The 16,451-nt window shown below is 30.9% G+C and carries 12 protein-coding genes; 9 read left to right on the forward strand and 3 right to left on the reverse strand.

The window, feature by feature from the left end; translation table 11 throughout:
* Nucleotides 1–186: 186 nt before the first annotated feature.
* Both Q0684_RS08815 and Q0684_RS08820 read left to right on the forward strand, forming a co-directional pair.
* Entirely contained in the window at nt 187–2,649 is a 2,463-nt protein-coding gene (locus Q0684_RS08815) for a DUF5686 and carboxypeptidase regulatory-like domain-containing protein (RefSeq protein WP_299015405.1), read from the forward strand.
* Nucleotides 2,650–2,659: 10 nt separating this feature from the next.
* Nucleotides 2,660–2,902, forward strand: coding sequence for a MoaD/ThiS family protein (locus Q0684_RS08820; protein ID WP_299015408.1), 243 nt, complete (start codon nt 2,660–2,662; stop codon nt 2,900–2,902).
* 463 nt (nt 2,903–3,365) lie between these two features.
* On the opposite strand, the gene Q0684_RS08830 is transcribed toward Q0684_RS08820, so the two are convergent.
* The gene (locus Q0684_RS08830) at nt 3,366–3,635 is read right to left on the reverse strand and encodes a DUF3817 domain-containing protein (protein WP_299015411.1); all 270 of its coding nucleotides are present in this window, start codon (nt 3,633–3,635) and stop codon (nt 3,366–3,368) included.
* Nucleotides 3,636–3,776: 141 nt separating this feature from the next.
* Between Q0684_RS08830 and Q0684_RS08835 the strand changes: the two genes are divergently transcribed.
* Nucleotides 3,777–4,199 (forward strand): molybdenum cofactor biosynthesis protein MoaE, encoded by a 423-nt coding sequence (locus Q0684_RS08835; protein ID WP_299015414.1) that lies wholly within the window; start codon nt 3,777–3,779, stop codon nt 4,197–4,199.
* 170 nt (nt 4,200–4,369) lie between these two features.
* Here Q0684_RS08835 and Q0684_RS08840 read toward each other — a convergent pair whose 3' ends face one another.
* The gene (locus Q0684_RS08840; RefSeq protein ID WP_299015417.1) at nt 4,370–5,389 is read right to left on the reverse strand and encodes a COX15/CtaA family protein; all 1,020 of its coding nucleotides are present in this window, start codon (nt 5,387–5,389) and stop codon (nt 4,370–4,372) included.
* Between the two features lie 434 nt (nt 5,390–5,823).
* Between Q0684_RS08840 and Q0684_RS08845 the strand changes: the two genes are divergently transcribed.
* From Q0684_RS08845 to Q0684_RS08865, 5 genes are all read left to right on the forward strand, one after another.
* Nucleotides 5,824–7,098, forward strand: a complete 1,275-nt coding sequence (locus tag Q0684_RS08845) for a ribonucleotide-diphosphate reductase subunit beta (protein ID WP_299015420.1) — start codon at nt 5,824–5,826, stop codon at nt 7,096–7,098.
* A 21-nt stretch (nt 7,099–7,119) separates the two neighbouring features.
* Entirely contained in the window at nt 7,120–8,901 is a 1,782-nt protein-coding gene (locus Q0684_RS08850; protein ID WP_299015422.1) for a ribonucleoside-diphosphate reductase subunit alpha, read from the forward strand.
* Between the two features lie 240 nt (nt 8,902–9,141).
* Nucleotides 9,142–9,900, forward strand: coding sequence for a hypothetical protein (locus tag Q0684_RS08855; RefSeq protein ID WP_299015425.1), 759 nt, complete (start codon nt 9,142–9,144; stop codon nt 9,898–9,900).
* 5 nt (nt 9,901–9,905) lie between these two features.
* Nucleotides 9,906–11,243 carry a deoxyguanosinetriphosphate triphosphohydrolase gene (locus tag Q0684_RS08860; protein ID WP_299015427.1) on the forward strand — a complete coding sequence of 446 codons (1,338 nt, stop codon included), beginning with the start codon at nt 9,906–9,908 and terminating at the stop codon, nt 11,241–11,243.
* 50 nt (nt 11,244–11,293) lie between these two features.
* The gene (locus tag Q0684_RS08865) at nt 11,294–13,954 is read left to right on the forward strand and encodes a T9SS type A sorting domain-containing protein (protein ID WP_299015429.1); all 2,661 of its coding nucleotides are present in this window, start codon (nt 11,294–11,296) and stop codon (nt 13,952–13,954) included.
* Nucleotides 13,955–14,121: 167 nt separating this feature from the next.
* Here Q0684_RS08865 and dxs read toward each other — a convergent pair whose 3' ends face one another.
* Entirely contained in the window at nt 14,122–15,888 is a 1,767-nt protein-coding gene (gene dxs, locus Q0684_RS08870; protein WP_299015432.1) for a 1-deoxy-D-xylulose-5-phosphate synthase, read from the reverse strand.
* A gap of 113 nt (nt 15,889–16,001) precedes the next feature.
* Here dxs and Q0684_RS08875 point away from each other — a divergent pair, with 113 nt between their 5' ends.
* Nucleotides 16,002–16,451 carry a nucleoside deaminase gene (locus Q0684_RS08875; RefSeq protein WP_299015435.1) on the forward strand — a complete coding sequence of 150 codons (450 nt, stop codon included), beginning with the start codon at nt 16,002–16,004 and terminating at the stop codon, nt 16,449–16,451.

Below are 16,451 nucleotides of genomic sequence, written 5' to 3' on the forward strand. Positions count from 1 at the left end.
AAAATTAAGTAATACTTTTAAAACTATGTTGGTTGATTGGTGAAAATAAGATACGCTTAGCATATAAAAGAAGCTTGTTTACTTGTATTTCTTCTAAATAAGAGTGGTTAAATTTGGTTTAACATTTTTTAAACTTTTTTTTTAAACAGAAACTTTATGTTTGCCTTTATTAAATAAATGTGCTAAATGAAAAAAACTACTTTGCTATTTTTCCTTTTTATTGCATCAATGCAAATAGCCCAAGTAAAAGGAAAAATTACAGATACAAAGAATGAACCTTTGCCTTTTGTAAGTGTTTATTTAGATAAATCTGTAACAGGTACTACTTCTAATGATAATGGGGCGTATGTTTTAAAATTAAATAAATTAGGAAAACATACAGTTGTTTTTCAGTTTTTAGGTTTTAAAACCTTAAAAAAAGAAATTAATATTACCGCTTTTCCTTTTGAATTGAATGTAACTTTAGAAGAAGAAAGCGTTTCTTTAAATACGATTACGGTTTCTACAAAAGAAAATCCTGCCAATGCAATTATTAGAAAAGTTTTAGAAAATAAAGAGAAAAACACAGACAAATTTGCCAATTATACTGCTCGTTTTTACTCTAGAGGTTTAACTAGAATTAAAGACGCGCCAGAAAAATTCTTTGGCCAATCTACAGGAGATTTAGGTGGTGGTTTAGATTCTACAAGAAGTGGTATTATTTATTTATCTGAAACATTTTCTAACATTTCTTTTCAAAAAAAACCACAAAATTTTAAAGAGAAAATTATAGCTTCTAAGGTTTCTGGAGAAGATAATGGCATTAGTTTTAATAGGGCAGAAGACTCTAATATTAATTTGTACAACAACAGTATTGCCGTTTTTAACGATTTGGTTTCTCCAATTTCTAGCAATGCGTTTGGTTATTACAAGTACAATTTAGAAGGTACTTTTTACGATAAAAATAAAAGATTAATTAATAAAATAAAATTAATTCCTAAACGTAAAAACGACCGTGTTTTTACCGGTTTTATTTATATTGTAGAAGAGGATTGGGCTTTGTACGGTTGCGATTTAACTACCAATGGAAGTCAAGTAAATATACCTATTGTAAACGAGTTAAAACTAAAACAAGGCTATAATTATGCTGAAGAAATAGATGCTTGGGTTTTAATTAGTCAGACTATAGATTTTGATATTTCTCTTTTTGGTTTTAAGCCAACTGGTAAATTTTCTTATGCCTATTCCGATTATAATTTTAAACCAAATTTTACTAAGAAAACATTTACAAATGAGGTGCTTTCTTTTGCGCAAAATGCCACTAAAAAAGACACCGTTTTTTGGAATAAATTAAGACCTGTACCACTAACTGAAGAAGAGGTTGCAGACTACAGATTAAAAGATAGTATAAAGGTAATTAGAAAGTCTAAAAAGTATTTAGACTCTATAGATGCAAAAAATAATAAATTTGGAATTTTTGATCCTTTTACAGGCTATACTTATAAAAACTCATACAAAAACAAGTCTTTTTCTTATAGTGGTCCTTTGTCTAGAACTGGTTACAATACAGTACAAGGTATAAATACATCTTTAGGTTTTAGTTATTTTAATGAAATAAATGAACAAGGCAAATGGTGGAATGTTGGGGTAGATTTTGATTATGGTTTTTCAGAAAAAAAATTGAGACCAACCTTTTACTTTGTTAAAAAATGGGATAATTTTTCTAGACCAAGACTTACACTTTATGGCGGAGTTACTACCGAACAATTTAATGGTAGAGAACCTATTTTAAAGTTGAATAATACCATAACAAGTTTTTTTTATGGAGACAACTATATGAAAATCTATGAAAAATCGTTTGCATCTGTTAGGTATTCTGAGCAAGTTAGAAATGGTATTTATTTTTCTGGTTCTTTAGAATATGCAAAAAGAACACCACTATTTAATACTACAGATTATTCTTTGGCAAGGGGAGAAAACAAAAACTTTACATCTAACAACCCTTTAGACCCAACAGATTTTACAATTGGTGCGTTTACAGAACATACTATTGCCACGTTAAATTTACAAGCAACTTTTGTAATAGGGCAAAAATACTTAACCTATCCAGATAGAAAAGTAAATGATGGTGGTAGCAAATACCCAACAATGAGTTTAAATTATATTAAAAGATTTGGCGCAGAGAATAACAATTTAAATTCAGATTTATTTATAGCAAATATTAGACAAAATTTAGAAGCTGGTAATTATGGTTCTTTTCAATATCATATGAGAGCAGGTGCCTTTTTAAAGCAAAAAGATATTGCGTTTATGGATAAGTTACAAGTCAATGGAAACCAGCTATTGTTTCCTATAGATAGGCAATTAAATAGTTTTAACTTGTTAGAATATTATAGGTTTTATACCAATGATCGTTATGCAGAAATGCATGTAGAACATAACTTTAAAGGCTCTGTTTTAGGTAAAATTCCGTTATTAAATAAATTAAATTTTCATTTAATAGTAGGCGGAAAAGGATTGCTTATGGCAGACAACAATCCATACACAGAATATTCTGTTGGTTTGGCAAATTTAGGTTTTGGTAAATGGCGTTTTTTAAGAATGGAATTTGTAAATGCGCGTTATGGAGCAGTAAAAGAAATGGGTTTTGTATTCCGATTAAATCTTTAATTTTGCAAGTATGAAAATAAACACATTGTTTTTTGGAATTACAACAGATTTAGTTGGAGAAACTGAGCTGCAAGTTGAAGTAGAAAATGAAATTTCTGTGGCAGATTTTAAGAAAATACTTCAAGAAAAACATGCTGAATTAAAAAATATAAATTCTTATGCCATTGCTGTAAATGAAAGCTACGCAACTGATAACTTACTATTGAAAGCAAATGATGTTGTGGCAATTATTCCGCCTGTAAGTGGTGGCTAAAAATCCTTTTGAATTTCCCCCAAAGGGGAAGAGCACTTTTTTGACTTGTGTTGTGAGTTTTTTGTCATGCTGAACTTGTTTCAGCATCTCGAACGTCACAATTTTTATTTATCTAAACTTTGATATAAATCTTCCCAATCTGGATTTTCTTTTTCTATCAAATTTATTTTCCATTGCCTGTGCCAATTTTTTAATTTTTTTCTCTAGTAATTGCATCATTTATATATTGAAATTCTTCAAAATAGACGAGCTTTTTTAGATTGTATTTCGCTGTAAAAACACTTCCTTGACCATTTAAGTGTCTCTCCATTCAATCATCTATACCTCTTGTAACACCGATATACAAAACACCTTTTGGTTTGTTTGTGAGAATATAAACCCAGTAATTGTGATGTTTTCTTTGAGCCATTTTAAATCGTAAGAAATTAAGATTCTGAAACGAGTTCAGAATGACAAGATAGCTTTATAAATATTTCTTATCCACATAAAAAGTTCCAAAAGGTATCACAGAACAAGCCAAAACAATGGCTAATGTTTTAAAACTCCATTTCATTTGTTTTTGAATTACAATGGCGAAAACTATGTATAGCATAAACAAAAGTCCATGAGGCATACCTAGCATTTTTACATAAGAAGCATCTCCCTGTAAATATTTTATAGGTACTGCAATAAAAAGTAGCAACAAGTAAGAGACTCCTTCTAAAAAGCTAATAATTCTAAATGTCTTTTTCATTCTATATTAATTATGGTCAGTTTGAGTTATCACGCATTTAGCGTGATTGTATCAAGAACTTTCGGTTTTAAAAATTAAATCAAAAATACGAATTTCTTTTCCTATTTTTGTTGAAATTGAAAGGATTTAGAGGTTAAAAAAATGCAAAAAACAAGTATAAAAATTACTTCAGAAAAATTAGATTTACAAGAATGTTACGCTTTTGTAGAAGATGATGCTTGTGGCGGAATTGCTGCGTTTATTGGCACTGTTAGAAACGATACAGAAGGCAAAGAAGTGCAACAACTCGATTTTTCTACCTACAAACCAATGGCAATAAAAGAAATGCAGAAAATTGCTGATTTAGCTTTAAAGAAATTTGATATTAAAAAAATTGCCATTCATCATGCAGAAGGCATGTTGCAAATTAGAGATATTCCTGTAATTATAACGGCTTCTTCTAAACACAGAAAAAACGCCTTTTTGGCTTGTGAATTTGCAATAGACACTTTAAAAGAAACCGTTCCTATCTGGAAAAAAGAATATTTTACTGATGGTGAAGTTTGGGTAAATGCGCATCCGTAGATTTTAGTTTTAAAGTTTTAAAGTTTTAAAGTTGAAAGGTTATAAAGTTTCAAAGTGGTAAAGTTAAAATTGTTTATTAGTTTATTTCTTTATAGATTTAAAGGAATGTGATTTTTTTAAAATTTTAACTCAAAACTCAAAACTCAAAACTCAAAACTCAAAACTCAAAACTATTCACTAACTGCTCTTCTACTTTGTAGCCACAAATAAAACTGTAATCCAAATAAAATAGCACCAGCTAATAAATGTATGGCTTGTGTACCAAAAGGAATTGCGGCGTAATACATTAAAATACCTGTAATGGTTTCTAAGAAAATTAAGAAAACAATCCAATTTACCAGTTTAAAACCTAAATTTTTAACTTGATTTAAATAGAACATACCTAAGTTTACTAAAACAATAGCAATGGTAAAAGATCTATGGAAATAAAATTTAAAATTTGCATTCATTAAACTATGATTTTTGTTTTCGAAACCAAATAGTTTTACTTGCTGGTCTATAAATTGCCTTACTTGTGTGCCCATTGCAATTTGTATCAAAGAAAAAACAACAGAAACTAAAAGTAATTTGGTAAATAACGCATTATATGTATAGGTTTTAGTGTTGGAAACAATAAACCTTAAACGCAATAAAAGCGCTATTATAATTAAGCCAACTACCATATGAATTGTAATAATAGTAGGTGTTAAGTTGCTATCTACTACAGTTTTACCTAGCCAAGCTTCAAAAAGCATTAAGAAAAAAGCAATAAAGGCCAGTGTTGGTATGCGTCTGTCTTCTTTTCTAAAAAGAAAAGCACCATAAACTAAAAATAGAAATACAAAACCAGATAAAACAGACGCTAAACGATTTATATATTCTGTCCAAGTGTGAAATTTATTAAATATATTATAGTCATGTTTGGTATACTCAGCCCAGTTTTTGTTGTTAAAAGTACTTTCTGTAGTTACATCATGTTCTGCAACATATAAGGTTTCATCCTTAATAATAATGTAGCCTTCTTTAAAAGTTGTGTTTGGTTTCCAGGTTATTTGTTCTTTAGAAGTTGGTGGTATGTAATAGCCAAAACATTTCGGCCAATCAGGGCATCCCATTCCAGAACCTGTCATTCTAACAACAGAACCTGCTAAAAAAATTAAATACACCGAAATTATAGCAATTTGAACAACTTTTGGAAACCTTTTTTTCATGTAAAAATCTTTTTGCAAAGATACCGATAAATAAGTTTTTTTAAAAAACGACATGGCTTTTTTTGCTATGTAAAAATGTTCTAAATAGGCCAGTAAAAATGGCGTTTATAAGTAAAGTTAATGTTAATTATTAGTTTATTTTATGTTTAACTATTATTTTAAAAGATTAAACAGGTAATTTTATTTTGTTTGGCTAACTTTTTTAAGAATGTCAGTAATAGCAAGAACTTTCCGTTTTTTAATCTTGTAATATAATGAAAATCAAATACTTGTAGAAATGTTAAAATTTTATGTTTTTAAAAATATTTCTACTATTGTTAAAAACTTCAAGGGATTTGTGAATAACTATGGCTTTCATTTTGGAACAAAAATAGCAATCTTTGTAGAGGTCGTTCTTACGACTTTTTTTACTCACAAATAATACCTTTTTTATCGTGGAAATTACTCAAATAATTAAGCGAGATTACCAAACCAGTAATTTCGAACTAGACAAAATTACCCGAGCTATAGAAAAAGCAATGCTTTCTGTAGACAATGGTTCAAGAGAAGATGCGCTTGCAATTACAAATATTGTAAACGGTACATTATTAGAGAGGAAGTTAAAAGAGCCTAATTACGTGCCAACTGTAGAGCAAATTCAAGATATTGTAGAATTTAAACTAATGGACAGTCCTTTTCATGACGTGGCCAAAGCTTATATTTTATATAGAGATGAGCAAAACAGAAGTAGAAAAAAGAATATTTTCGAAAAAAGATTAAATCTTAAGCCTTATGATTATCCAGAATTAAACGAGTATGTAGATGCTATTAGACATTCTTATTGGATACATACAGAATTTAATTATACAAGCGACATTCAAGATTTTAAGGCTGGTTTAGATGAAGTAGAAAAAAGTGCCATTAAAAATACAATGTTGGCAATTTCTCAAATAGAAGTTGCTGTAAAAACTTTTTGGGGAGATATTTATAAGAAAATGCCAAAACCAGAAATTGGTTCTGTAGGTTCTACATTCGCAGAAAGTGAAGTTCGTCATCATGATGCATATTCACATTTACTAGAAATTTTAGGATTAAATAACGAGTTTGCCAACTTAAAGAAAAATCCTGTAATGATGCGTCGTGTAAATTATTTAGAAGGCGCTCTAAAAAATGTAAATAGCGAAGACAATAAAGAGTTTTCAGAGTCAATAATTTTATTTTCTCTTTTTATAGAGCATGTATCTTTATTTTCTCAGTTCTTAATAATAATGGCTTTTAACAAGCATAGAAATAAATTAAAAGGTATTTCTAATGTGGTAGAAGCAACGTCAAAAGAAGAACAAATTCATGGTGATTTTGGTATTGATGTAATTAAAATTATAAAAGCAGAAAACCCAGAATGGTTTGATGAAGCACATGGTTTATTAGTGCAAGAAACGTGTAGAGAAGCATTTATTGCAGAAAGCAAAATAATCGATTGGATTTTTGAGAAAGGAGAATTAGATTTCTTACCAAAAGATGTAATTAAAGAATTTATTAAAAATAGATTCAACAAATCTTTGGCAAGTATTGGTGTAGACCAAGTATTTGATGTTGATGAAGCTTTATTGGCAGAAACAGATTGGTTTGATGATGAAATTATAGGAACCAAACACGGAGATTTCTTTGTAAAAAGATCTATCAACTATAGTAAAAGAACTAAAAGTATTACAAGCGATGATTTATTTTAAATAACTACTATCTAACTAACTATGAGCCTGAACGACACAAAAACTACCAAAACCCTAACAGAACACGAAAGATTAATTCAAGCAAGAAATACCGCTAGAAAAGAAATGCTAGAGAACAACAACCAACCAGAAATTGAATGGCTAACAGAAAATAGTCGTAAGTTTTTAGAATCAGGTTATTTAACAGAAGGTACAACACCAGAAGGAAGAATTCGTGAAATTGCAGAAAATGCAGAGCGTATTTTAAAGAAAGACGGTTTTGCAGACAAATTTTACAAATATATGGCTGCAGGTTACTATTCATTAGCATCGCCAGTTTGGTCTAATTTTGGTAAAAAAAGAGGTTTACCAATTAGTTGTTTTGGTTCGCACGTAGCAGATGATATGGGAGATATTTTATTCTCACAATCAGAAGTAGGTATGATGTCTAAATTAGGTGGTGGTACATCTGGTTATTTTGGTAAGTTAAGAGAAAGAGGCGCAGACGTAAAAAATAATGGTTCTTCATCAGGTTCAGTTCATATTATGCAATTGTTTGAAAAAATGGTTGATGTAGTTAGTCAAGGTTCGGTTAGAAGAGGTCGTTTTTCACCATATTTACCTGTAGATCATCCAGATATTAAAGAATTCTTAGAAATTGGTACAGAAGGTAATCCAATTCAAGAATTAACACATGGTGTAACTGTGGGTAACCAATGGATGGAAGAAATGATTGCTGGCGATGTAGAAAAAAGAAGCATTTGGGCAAAAATTTTACAAAGAAGAGGAGAAATTGGGTATCCTTATATCTTATTCAGAGACAACGCGAATAACGGTACTGTAGACGTTTATAAAGACAATAATCACGAAATTTACGCAAGTAACTTGTGTACAGAAATTATGTTACCGTCTAATGACGATTGGTCTTTTGTATGCTGTTTATCTTCTATAAACGTGTTGCATTATGACAAGTGGAAAGATACAGACGCAGTAGAAACTTTAACCTATTTCTTAGACGCAGTAATGGAAGAATTCATTACCAAATTAGAAGTATTTAAAGTATCAGAAAACAGAGACGATCAGTTTACATTCCGTTTTATGGAAAAAGCCTACAACTTTGCAAAAGACAACAGAGCTTTAGGTTTAGGAGCTTTAGGTTGGCACTCACTTTTACAATCTAAAATGTATGCTTTTGATAGTGCAGAAGCGTACAGTTTAAATAGCGAAATATTTAAAGTAATTAAAGAAAAATCTTATGCTGCTTCAGAAGAAATGGCAAAAGAATATGGTGAGCCAGCAGTTTTAAAAGGCTATGGCAGACGTAATGCAACATTAAACGCAATTGCACCAACAACATCATCTGCATTTATTTTAGGGCAAGTATCTCAAGGAATTGAGCCAATTTGGTCTAACATTTATGTAAAAGATATTGCAAAAATTAAAACCACTATTAAAAACCCAGTTTTAGAAAAACTATTAATAGAAAAAGGGCAAAACACCACAGAAATTTGGAGAAGTATTAGAGACAATGATGGTTCTGTGCAACACTTAAACATCTTATCAGACCATGAGAAAGAAGTGTTTAAAACCTATTCAGAAATAGACCAAAACGTAATTGTATATCAAGCAGCAAATAGACAAAACCACATAGATCAAGGGCAGTCTATAAACATTATGGTGCATCCAGATATGCCAATTAAAGAAGTAAACGCAGTATACATTAATGCTTGGAAATTAGGTGTAAAATCTATGTATTACCAACACAGTATGAATGCCGCACAAAAATTTAAGCAGAAAAAAGAATGTGCTTCTTGTGAAGGATAAACACATTTTAAACTAAATAGTTCATAAAAGAGAAAAGCAGCAATGTTTTTCTCTTTTTTTTTTGAAGCTATCCTGCCTGCCGGCAGGCAGGTTCCAGCTTTCACTACTCGCTTTAAGCCCAAAAGCGTGAGAGCTCAAACAAATGGTTCAATCTGGACTAAACGTCTTTTACTTTTTTGCTTTACTAATAGATTAATGCGGTTTATTATATTCTCTTTTTTGTATTTTTGAAAAAAAATCATGAAAAAACTTTTGTATTTTTTAGTAATAACCTCTATTATTTCTTGTAAGATATTAGATCAAAAAAAGCAACAAATAGTAAAAAATGGATTTTTATCTTATAGTTTATCTACAGAAAGTACTAAGGTAGATATTAAGGATAGTTTTTTAGAAATGTTTAAGGATGCAAAAAACAAAGAAGATAGTTTATTAATTAAAAACCTCATAAAGGTATCAACTAAGTTGGCAAGTAGTCTAAAAACCAATCTAGAAAAACACGACTATTATATAATTAATGATACTATCAAAATTATTGCTCCCAAAGAAAAAACAATTTATTTACCAAAAACATTTAAAAAATTTACCGAAAAAAAATTTAGAGATAAAATCTACAAAACCGAAGTAAATTGGGGTGATTTATATAAACGATGGAATACTAATTATACTGTTGAATATAATAGAAAAGATAAAAAAGAAATTTTAGGTATTGATTGTTATAAGTTGATATTAACAGAAAAAAGTGTTAGGAGTTTTGACACATATATTGAGGTGTATGAACTTTATGTAAATGATGAATATATTATCCCTTTCACTTACTATGATTTTCTTAAATTAAAAAATCAATTAAGTTTTAATGGATTAATTTTAGAATGCAAAACATATTATAAAGAAACACCTGGTTTAAATAATATTTATACACTTACAGATTATAACTTTAAAAAGCAAAAAAAATCATTAATAGAATTCAATAAAAGTGAATATATAAAACAAAATTTATAATTAAGATGAACTGGGAACAACTCCTATCTTTAAAACGTTTTGGCGACACCCAAAAACGAGAAAGAATAGCACAAGATGAAACACGTTTAGGTTTCGATGTAGATTTTGATAGAATTATATTTTCATCTGCCTTTAGAAGCTTACAAGACAAAACACAGGTAATTCCACTCTCAGAAACCGATTTTGTACACACCAGATTAACACATAGTTTAGAGGTTTCTGTAGTAGGTAGAACTTTGGGCAGACGCGTTGGTAAAGCTTTATTAGAACGTCACCCAAACCTAGCAAAATTAGGCTATACCTTTAACGATTTTGGTGCCATTGTTGCAGCAGCCTCTGTAATGCACGATATTGGAAATCCGCCCTTTGGGCATTCAGGAGAAAAAGCAATAGGCGAGTATTTTAAATCTGGAAACGGCATAAAATATAAAGAACACTTAACCCCAAAAGAATATCAAGATTTAATAGATTTTGAAGGAAACGCAAATGGATTTAAAATTTTAACAGAATCTAGAGCAGGTATTTCTGGAGGTTTACGTTTAAGTTATGCCACTTTAGGTGCTTTTATAAAATATCCAAAAGAAAGCCTTCCTAAAAAACCTACAAACCACATAGCAGACAAAAAATATGGCTTTTTTCAATCAGAAAAAACCGAGTTTTTAGAAGTGATGGAAGAATTAGGCATGCTGCAAAAAACAACAAAAGACATCTCTTATTACAGACATCCTTTAGCCTATTTAGTAGAAGCAGCAGACGATATTTGTTACACAATTATAGATTTTGAAGACGGCATCAATTTAGGTTTAATAGAAGAAGAGTTTGCTTTAGAATACCTAATAAATTTAGTTAGAGATACCATTAACTCTAAAAAATACCACGCTTTAAAACATACAAAAGATAGAGTTTCTTACCTGAGAGCTTTGGCTATTAATACTTTAATACAAGAGGCTGTAGCCATCTTTTTAGATAACGAAGAAGCCATTTTAAAAGGTACCTTTCAAAAATCTTTGCTAGAGAAATGTAAGTTTGAGGCACAAATTAACGACATTATAAAAATAAGTGTATCAAAAATTTATAACAGCACAGAGGTTATAGAAAAAGAAGTTGCCGGTTATAGAATTATAGGAGACTTGTTAGACGTTTTTGTGAACGCCTTGCATAACAGTTATCATAACAATGCAACTAGTTTTGATATTTTGGTATTAAACTTGCTGCCAGAAGAATATAAGATAGAGACAGATAGCTTGTATTTAAGAATTATGCAAGTATGTAGTTATGTGTCTGGATTATCAGATGGTTATGCTATAAGAATACACAAAAAATTAACAGGTAACATTATTTAAGAGTAAATTTTAATAATTAAATTTGCACTTCCCCATAAAATATTTATCCCATGAATAGTAAAAAGTCATTATTAGTTCTTGTTTTAGTAGTATTTGTTTCAGCGTTAGTATACAATTCTAAGAAAGAGTCCGCATTTGAAAAAAAGAGAAAAGAATTTGCAGTGTTCTTAGAGAACCATCCTTATACTAAAAGACAAAATTTAACAAATGAAGAATTAAAGGCAATCCCTAAAAAAGATAGGCCAGATTTAGCTTTTGAACAAGATTTTTTAAAAACAGTAAATCCACAAACTAAAGAGGTTAGTCAAAAAAGTTTAGTAGATGCTGTAAAATACAGATCAAACTATTTACAAGAGGAAAAAACTAGTAGAAAAACGGCTAACTCTTCTTCATTTAATTGGGAATCTAGAGGTCCAAAAACAGTGGCTGGTAGAGTAAGAGCTATGATGTTTGATCCAAATGATTCAGAATTTAAAAGAGTTTTTGCAGGAGGTGTAAGTGGTGGAATTTGGAAAAATGATGATATTACAGATGCAGAATCATCTTGGTCTTTGGTATATCCAGAAATGTCTAACTTTGCTATATCTGCAATGGATTTTGATCCAGTAAACAAAAGAACTTTCTATGCTGGTACAGGAGAAGGCTGGGGTAATTTTGATGCGGTTAATGGTGCTGGAATTTGGAAAAGTACAGACGGAGGTGTAAATTGGGGTAACTTAGAAAACACAATAGAATTTGAATTTGTATACGACTTAGTTATAAGAGATGAAGGAAGTGAGATAGGAGTTGTGTATGCAGCAATGAGGGATACAAATAGCGGACTTGGATCCGGTATTTTTAGGTCTGTAAATGGAGGCCAAACTTGGGTAAGAGTTTCTAATATTACTGCTAGAGATCTAGAATTAGCTGCTGATAACAAAATATGGGTAGGAACATCTAGAGGAGAAATATATACTTCTGTAGATGGTGAAAATTTTGAGGAGCAATATCGTTCTTCTGTTGGAAATCCTGCCAGGGTAGATCTTGCCACTGCACAATCAAACACAAATATTGTTTATGCTTTAATAGCCAATGGAAGTGTTTTAGGTGAGATTGTTAAAACTACAGATAATGGCGCGAATTGGATTACCTTAAATAATCCTGAAGATACAGGAGATAGTACGATTCCGAACAGTGATTTTACGAGAGGACAAGCGTGGTATGATTTAATTGTACAAATAAATCCAGAAAATGATAGAGAGGTCTATATTGGTGGTATAAATATGTTTAAATCTTCAAGAGCAGATGTTTGGTTTAAAGTGTCTAGTTGGAATTTAAATGTAGACAGGACTAACTCGGTTAAATTTATGCATGCAGATCAGCATAATATTCTATTCAGACCAAATTCAGAAGGTATTATTTTTTCAACAGATGGTGGTATTTATTACAGTTCAAGGTCTCGAAGATTGCCTTCATCAGATTTAGAGGAGAGAAACTTAAACTTTAATATTACACAGTACTATTCTGGAGCTATAGACCCTGTTAACCCTATAGCTTTACTAGGTGGTGCGCAAGATAATGGTACAAGTTTTATTTTTGAGCCAGGTATAGGTAATTCTTTAGAACTTTTAGGAGGTGATGGAGGTTTTTGCTTTATAGATCAAACCGCCGTAAATGAAGAGAGAGGTTTGTATTATATTGCTTCTACGCAGTTTAACAACTATTTCTTAAATGATTATACCGATTCAAATACCAATCCAAGACAAATTACTCTAATTGATAACGGAAATGGTACTTTTATTAATCCAGCAGATTATGATGATGACAATAATATATTGTACTCTTTTAATGATAATAGTACCATAACAACAGCAACATTAAATGCAGATTACGAAAGCCAGCTGTCTATAGTAAAAGACACTATAAATGTTAGAAGACTTGCAAACGAAGTTGTAACCCATATTAGAGTATCTAGTTATAATAAAGAAAATAGAAAAGTTTACTTAGGTACACGTAATGGAAGATTGCTGTTTATTAATGCTAATAATGGTAGTTCAAGAACTGTAAATGCACCAGATGTTGTAGGAGCTGTTTCTTGTATAGAGTTTGGTGAGTCTGAGGATGAGATATTATTAACCTATTCAAATTACGGAGTAGAGAGTGTTTGGTATACTTCAGATGGTGCAGAAACTTGGATTAATGTAGAAGGTAATTTACCAGACATTCCAGTAAGATGGTCTTTATTTAATCCTCTGAATAGAAAACAAGTGATATTGGCTACAGAAGTTGGGGTTTGGAAAACAGATGATATTACAGCAGAAAATGTAGTATGGGAGCCAGCTTCAAATAATATGGGAAGTGTAAGAGTTGATATGTTACAATATAGGGCATCAGATAATTTAGTTTTGGCAGCTACACATGGTAGAGGTATGTTTACAACGAATTTTACTTTAGGTACAGCTTCTGTAGAAGATGTTATTTCAGATAGCGCTGCTTTTACAGTATACCCAACAGTGTCTAAAGGTGATTTTACAGTGTTTGCTAAAAACAATTTGGGTAGATCTAATATAGTTGTTTTCGATATTGCTGGAAGACAAGTACACAAACAAGTAGTAGACTTTAATGCGCAAGAAAAACAAGAGGTATCTATAAATGTAAATACAGGAATTTATATTGTAAACATTATTGATGAAAAAGGTAAAAGAGCTTCTAAAAAGATAGTGATAGAATAAATACGAGATAAGTAACATGTAAAGAAGCTGTCTAAAAAGTGCTTTATGTCTGTCATTTCGACTTTATGGAGAAATCTAAACTATTAAATTCTAACTCAATAGATTTTTTGACTCCATTTTATTTCGCTCAAAATGACAAATTTTTGTTCTTTTTAGACAGTCTTTTTTTATGCTTCAGAAAATATGTCTGCTAAGCTTTTAGCATCTAGTTTTACTATATTTTGCAGTTCCTTTACAGTTCCATGTTCTATAAAATAATTTGGAACACCAAGTGTATTCACTTTATTTGTGTAATTATTATCAGACGCAAACTCTAAAATGGCACTGCCAAAACCACCATTTATAACGCCATCTTCAATAGTAAAAATAGTTTTATAATTTTTAAATATTGTATGAAGAAGACGTTCATCTAAAGGTTTTATAAAACGTAAATCAAAGTGTGCAATGTCTTTTTGTTTTGTTGATAAACCTATTGCTTCTTTAACATTTTTAGCCATTGTACCAATAGATAAAACAGCAATATCTTCTCCTTTTTTAAGTTGAATTCCTTTACCTATTTCTATTTTCTCAAAAGGCAATTCCCATTCGATTAAGCTACCATAACCACGTGGGTAACGAATAGCAATCGGTTTTTTTAAACCTAATTGTGCAGTGTATAAAATGTTACGCAATTCAATTTCGTTTCTGGGCGCAAAAATAATTAGGTTGGGTATGCATCGTAAATAAGCAATATCAAAAACACCATGGTGTGTAGCACCATCTTCGCCTACCAAACCAGCTCTATCCAAACAAAAAATTACAGGCAAATTTTGTAATGCAACATCATGAATAACTTGGTCGTAAGCTCGTTGTAAAAAAGTAGAATAAATATTACAAAAAGGTATTAAACCTTGGGTTGCCATACCAGCAGCCAAGGTAACTGCGTGTTGTTCTGCAATGCCAACATCAAAAGTTCTTTTTGGGAATTTTTCTAATAACAACTTTAAAGAACTACCCGTTAACATGGCAGGTGTTATCCCTACAATTTTATTATTATTTTGTGCTAATTCTACAATGGTTTTACCAAAAACATCTTGGTATTTTGTAAAAATATTGGCATCTTTTTTAATGCGTTCGCCAGAAATAGCATCAAATTTACCAGGTGCATGATAGGTTACTTGGTCATCTTCAGCTTGCTGTAATCCTTTACCTTTTGTAGTAATTATGTGTAAAAATTTTGGGCCTTTTACGGTTTTTAAGCGTTCCAATTCTTTTATCAACTTTGGTAAATCATGGCCATTAATTGGTCCAGAATAGTCAAAATTTAAAGCTTTAATAATATTATTTTGCGCGGCTAACTTTCTATCGTTTTTAACCTTGGTTAAATACTCTTTTAAAGCACCAACTGCAGGATCTATACCTATGGCATTATCATTTAAAATAATTAGCAAATTCGCTTTAGAAACGCCTGCGTGATTTAGAGCCTCAAAAGCCATTCCGCTTGCAATAGAAGCATCACCAATTACAGCAATATGTTGTTTTTGGGTTTCTCCTTTTAAATTGGCTGCAATGGCCATACCTAAAACAGCAGAAATGGAAGTAGAGGAATGGCCAACACCAAAAGCATCAAATTCACTTTCGCTGCGCGAAGGAAAGCCTGCAATACCATTTAACTGTCTGTTGGTGTGAAAATTATGTTTTCTACCGGTTAAAATTTTGTGGCCATAAGCTTGATGGCCAACATCCCAAACAAGTATATCATTTGGCGTATCAAAAAGATAATGCAAAGCTATAGTAAGTTCTACAACACCTAAACTTGCACCTAAATGCCCTTCTTTAGTAGCTACTATATTTATAATAAAACTGCGCAACTCTTTTGCCAATGGTGGCAATTGATCTAGATTTAATTTTCTTAAATCTTCTGGGTAGTTTATTTGATCTAACAGATTTTGCATACGTTTACAAAAATACAACTTCAAATTTTGTGTTTGTAAAAACGCGCTTGTAATTATTTCAAAACATTCGTAAATATTTTACTTAAATTCGCACTGTAACCACAAAATAAAATATGATACAGCCTTTTGATGATACTTATTTTATGAAAAAAGCCTATCAAGAAGCAGAAAATGCCTTTGCTAAAGGAGAAGTACCTGTGGGCGCAATAATTGTTTTTAAAGATAAAATTATTGCAAGAGCACATAATTTAACAGAAACTTTAAATGATGTTACTGCTCACGCAGAAATGCAAGCGTATACAGCTGCAGCAGATTTTTTAGGTGGTAAATATTTAAAAGATTGTGTTTTGTATGTTACTTTAGAACCTTGCCAAATGTGTGCAGGCGCTAGTTATTGGGCACAAATAGGTAAAATTGTTTACGGAGCTAGCGAGCCAGAAAGGGGTTTTGTCAACTTAAAAACAACCTTGCATCCAAAAACAAAGATAGTTGGTGGTATTTTAGAGAATGAATGTTCGCAATTATTAAAACGTTTTTTTATAGAAAAACGCAACTTGAATTAA

The organism is uncultured Polaribacter sp. (assembly GCF_947503875.1).
In the GTDB taxonomy this organism is placed as follows: Bacteria; Bacteroidota; Bacteroidia; order Flavobacteriales; family Flavobacteriaceae; genus Polaribacter.

What these genes read in the sequence shown, in the direction of transcription:
- Q0684_RS08815 (WP_299015405.1), top strand. Translation starts at nt 187, where the DNA reads ATGAAAAAAACTACTTTGCTATTTTTCCTTTTTATTGCATCAATGCAA.
- Q0684_RS08820 (WP_299015408.1), top strand. Translation starts at nt 2,660, where the DNA reads ATGAAAATAAACACATTGTTTTTTGGAATTACAACAGATTTAGTTGGA.
- Q0684_RS08830 (WP_299015411.1), bottom strand. Translation starts at nt 3,635, where the DNA reads ATGAAAAAGACATTTAGAATTATTAGCTTTTTAGAAGGAGTCTCTTAC.
- Q0684_RS08835 (WP_299015414.1), top strand. Translation starts at nt 3,777, where the DNA reads ATGCAAAAAACAAGTATAAAAATTACTTCAGAAAAATTAGATTTACAA.
- Q0684_RS08840 (WP_299015417.1), bottom strand. Translation starts at nt 5,389, where the DNA reads ATGAAAAAAAGGTTTCCAAAAGTTGTTCAAATTGCTATAATTTCGGTG.
- Q0684_RS08850 (WP_299015422.1), top strand. Translation starts at nt 7,120, where the DNA reads ATGAGCCTGAACGACACAAAAACTACCAAAACCCTAACAGAACACGAA.
- Q0684_RS08855 (WP_299015425.1), top strand. Translation starts at nt 9,142, where the DNA reads ATGAAAAAACTTTTGTATTTTTTAGTAATAACCTCTATTATTTCTTGT.
- Q0684_RS08860 (WP_299015427.1), top strand. Translation starts at nt 9,906, where the DNA reads ATGAACTGGGAACAACTCCTATCTTTAAAACGTTTTGGCGACACCCAA.
- Q0684_RS08865 (WP_299015429.1), top strand. Translation starts at nt 11,294, where the DNA reads ATGAATAGTAAAAAGTCATTATTAGTTCTTGTTTTAGTAGTATTTGTT.
- dxs (WP_299015432.1), bottom strand. Translation starts at nt 15,888, where the DNA reads ATGCAAAATCTGTTAGATCAAATAAACTACCCAGAAGATTTAAGAAAA.
- Q0684_RS08875 (WP_299015435.1), top strand. Translation starts at nt 16,002, where the DNA reads ATGATACAGCCTTTTGATGATACTTATTTTATGAAAAAAGCCTATCAA.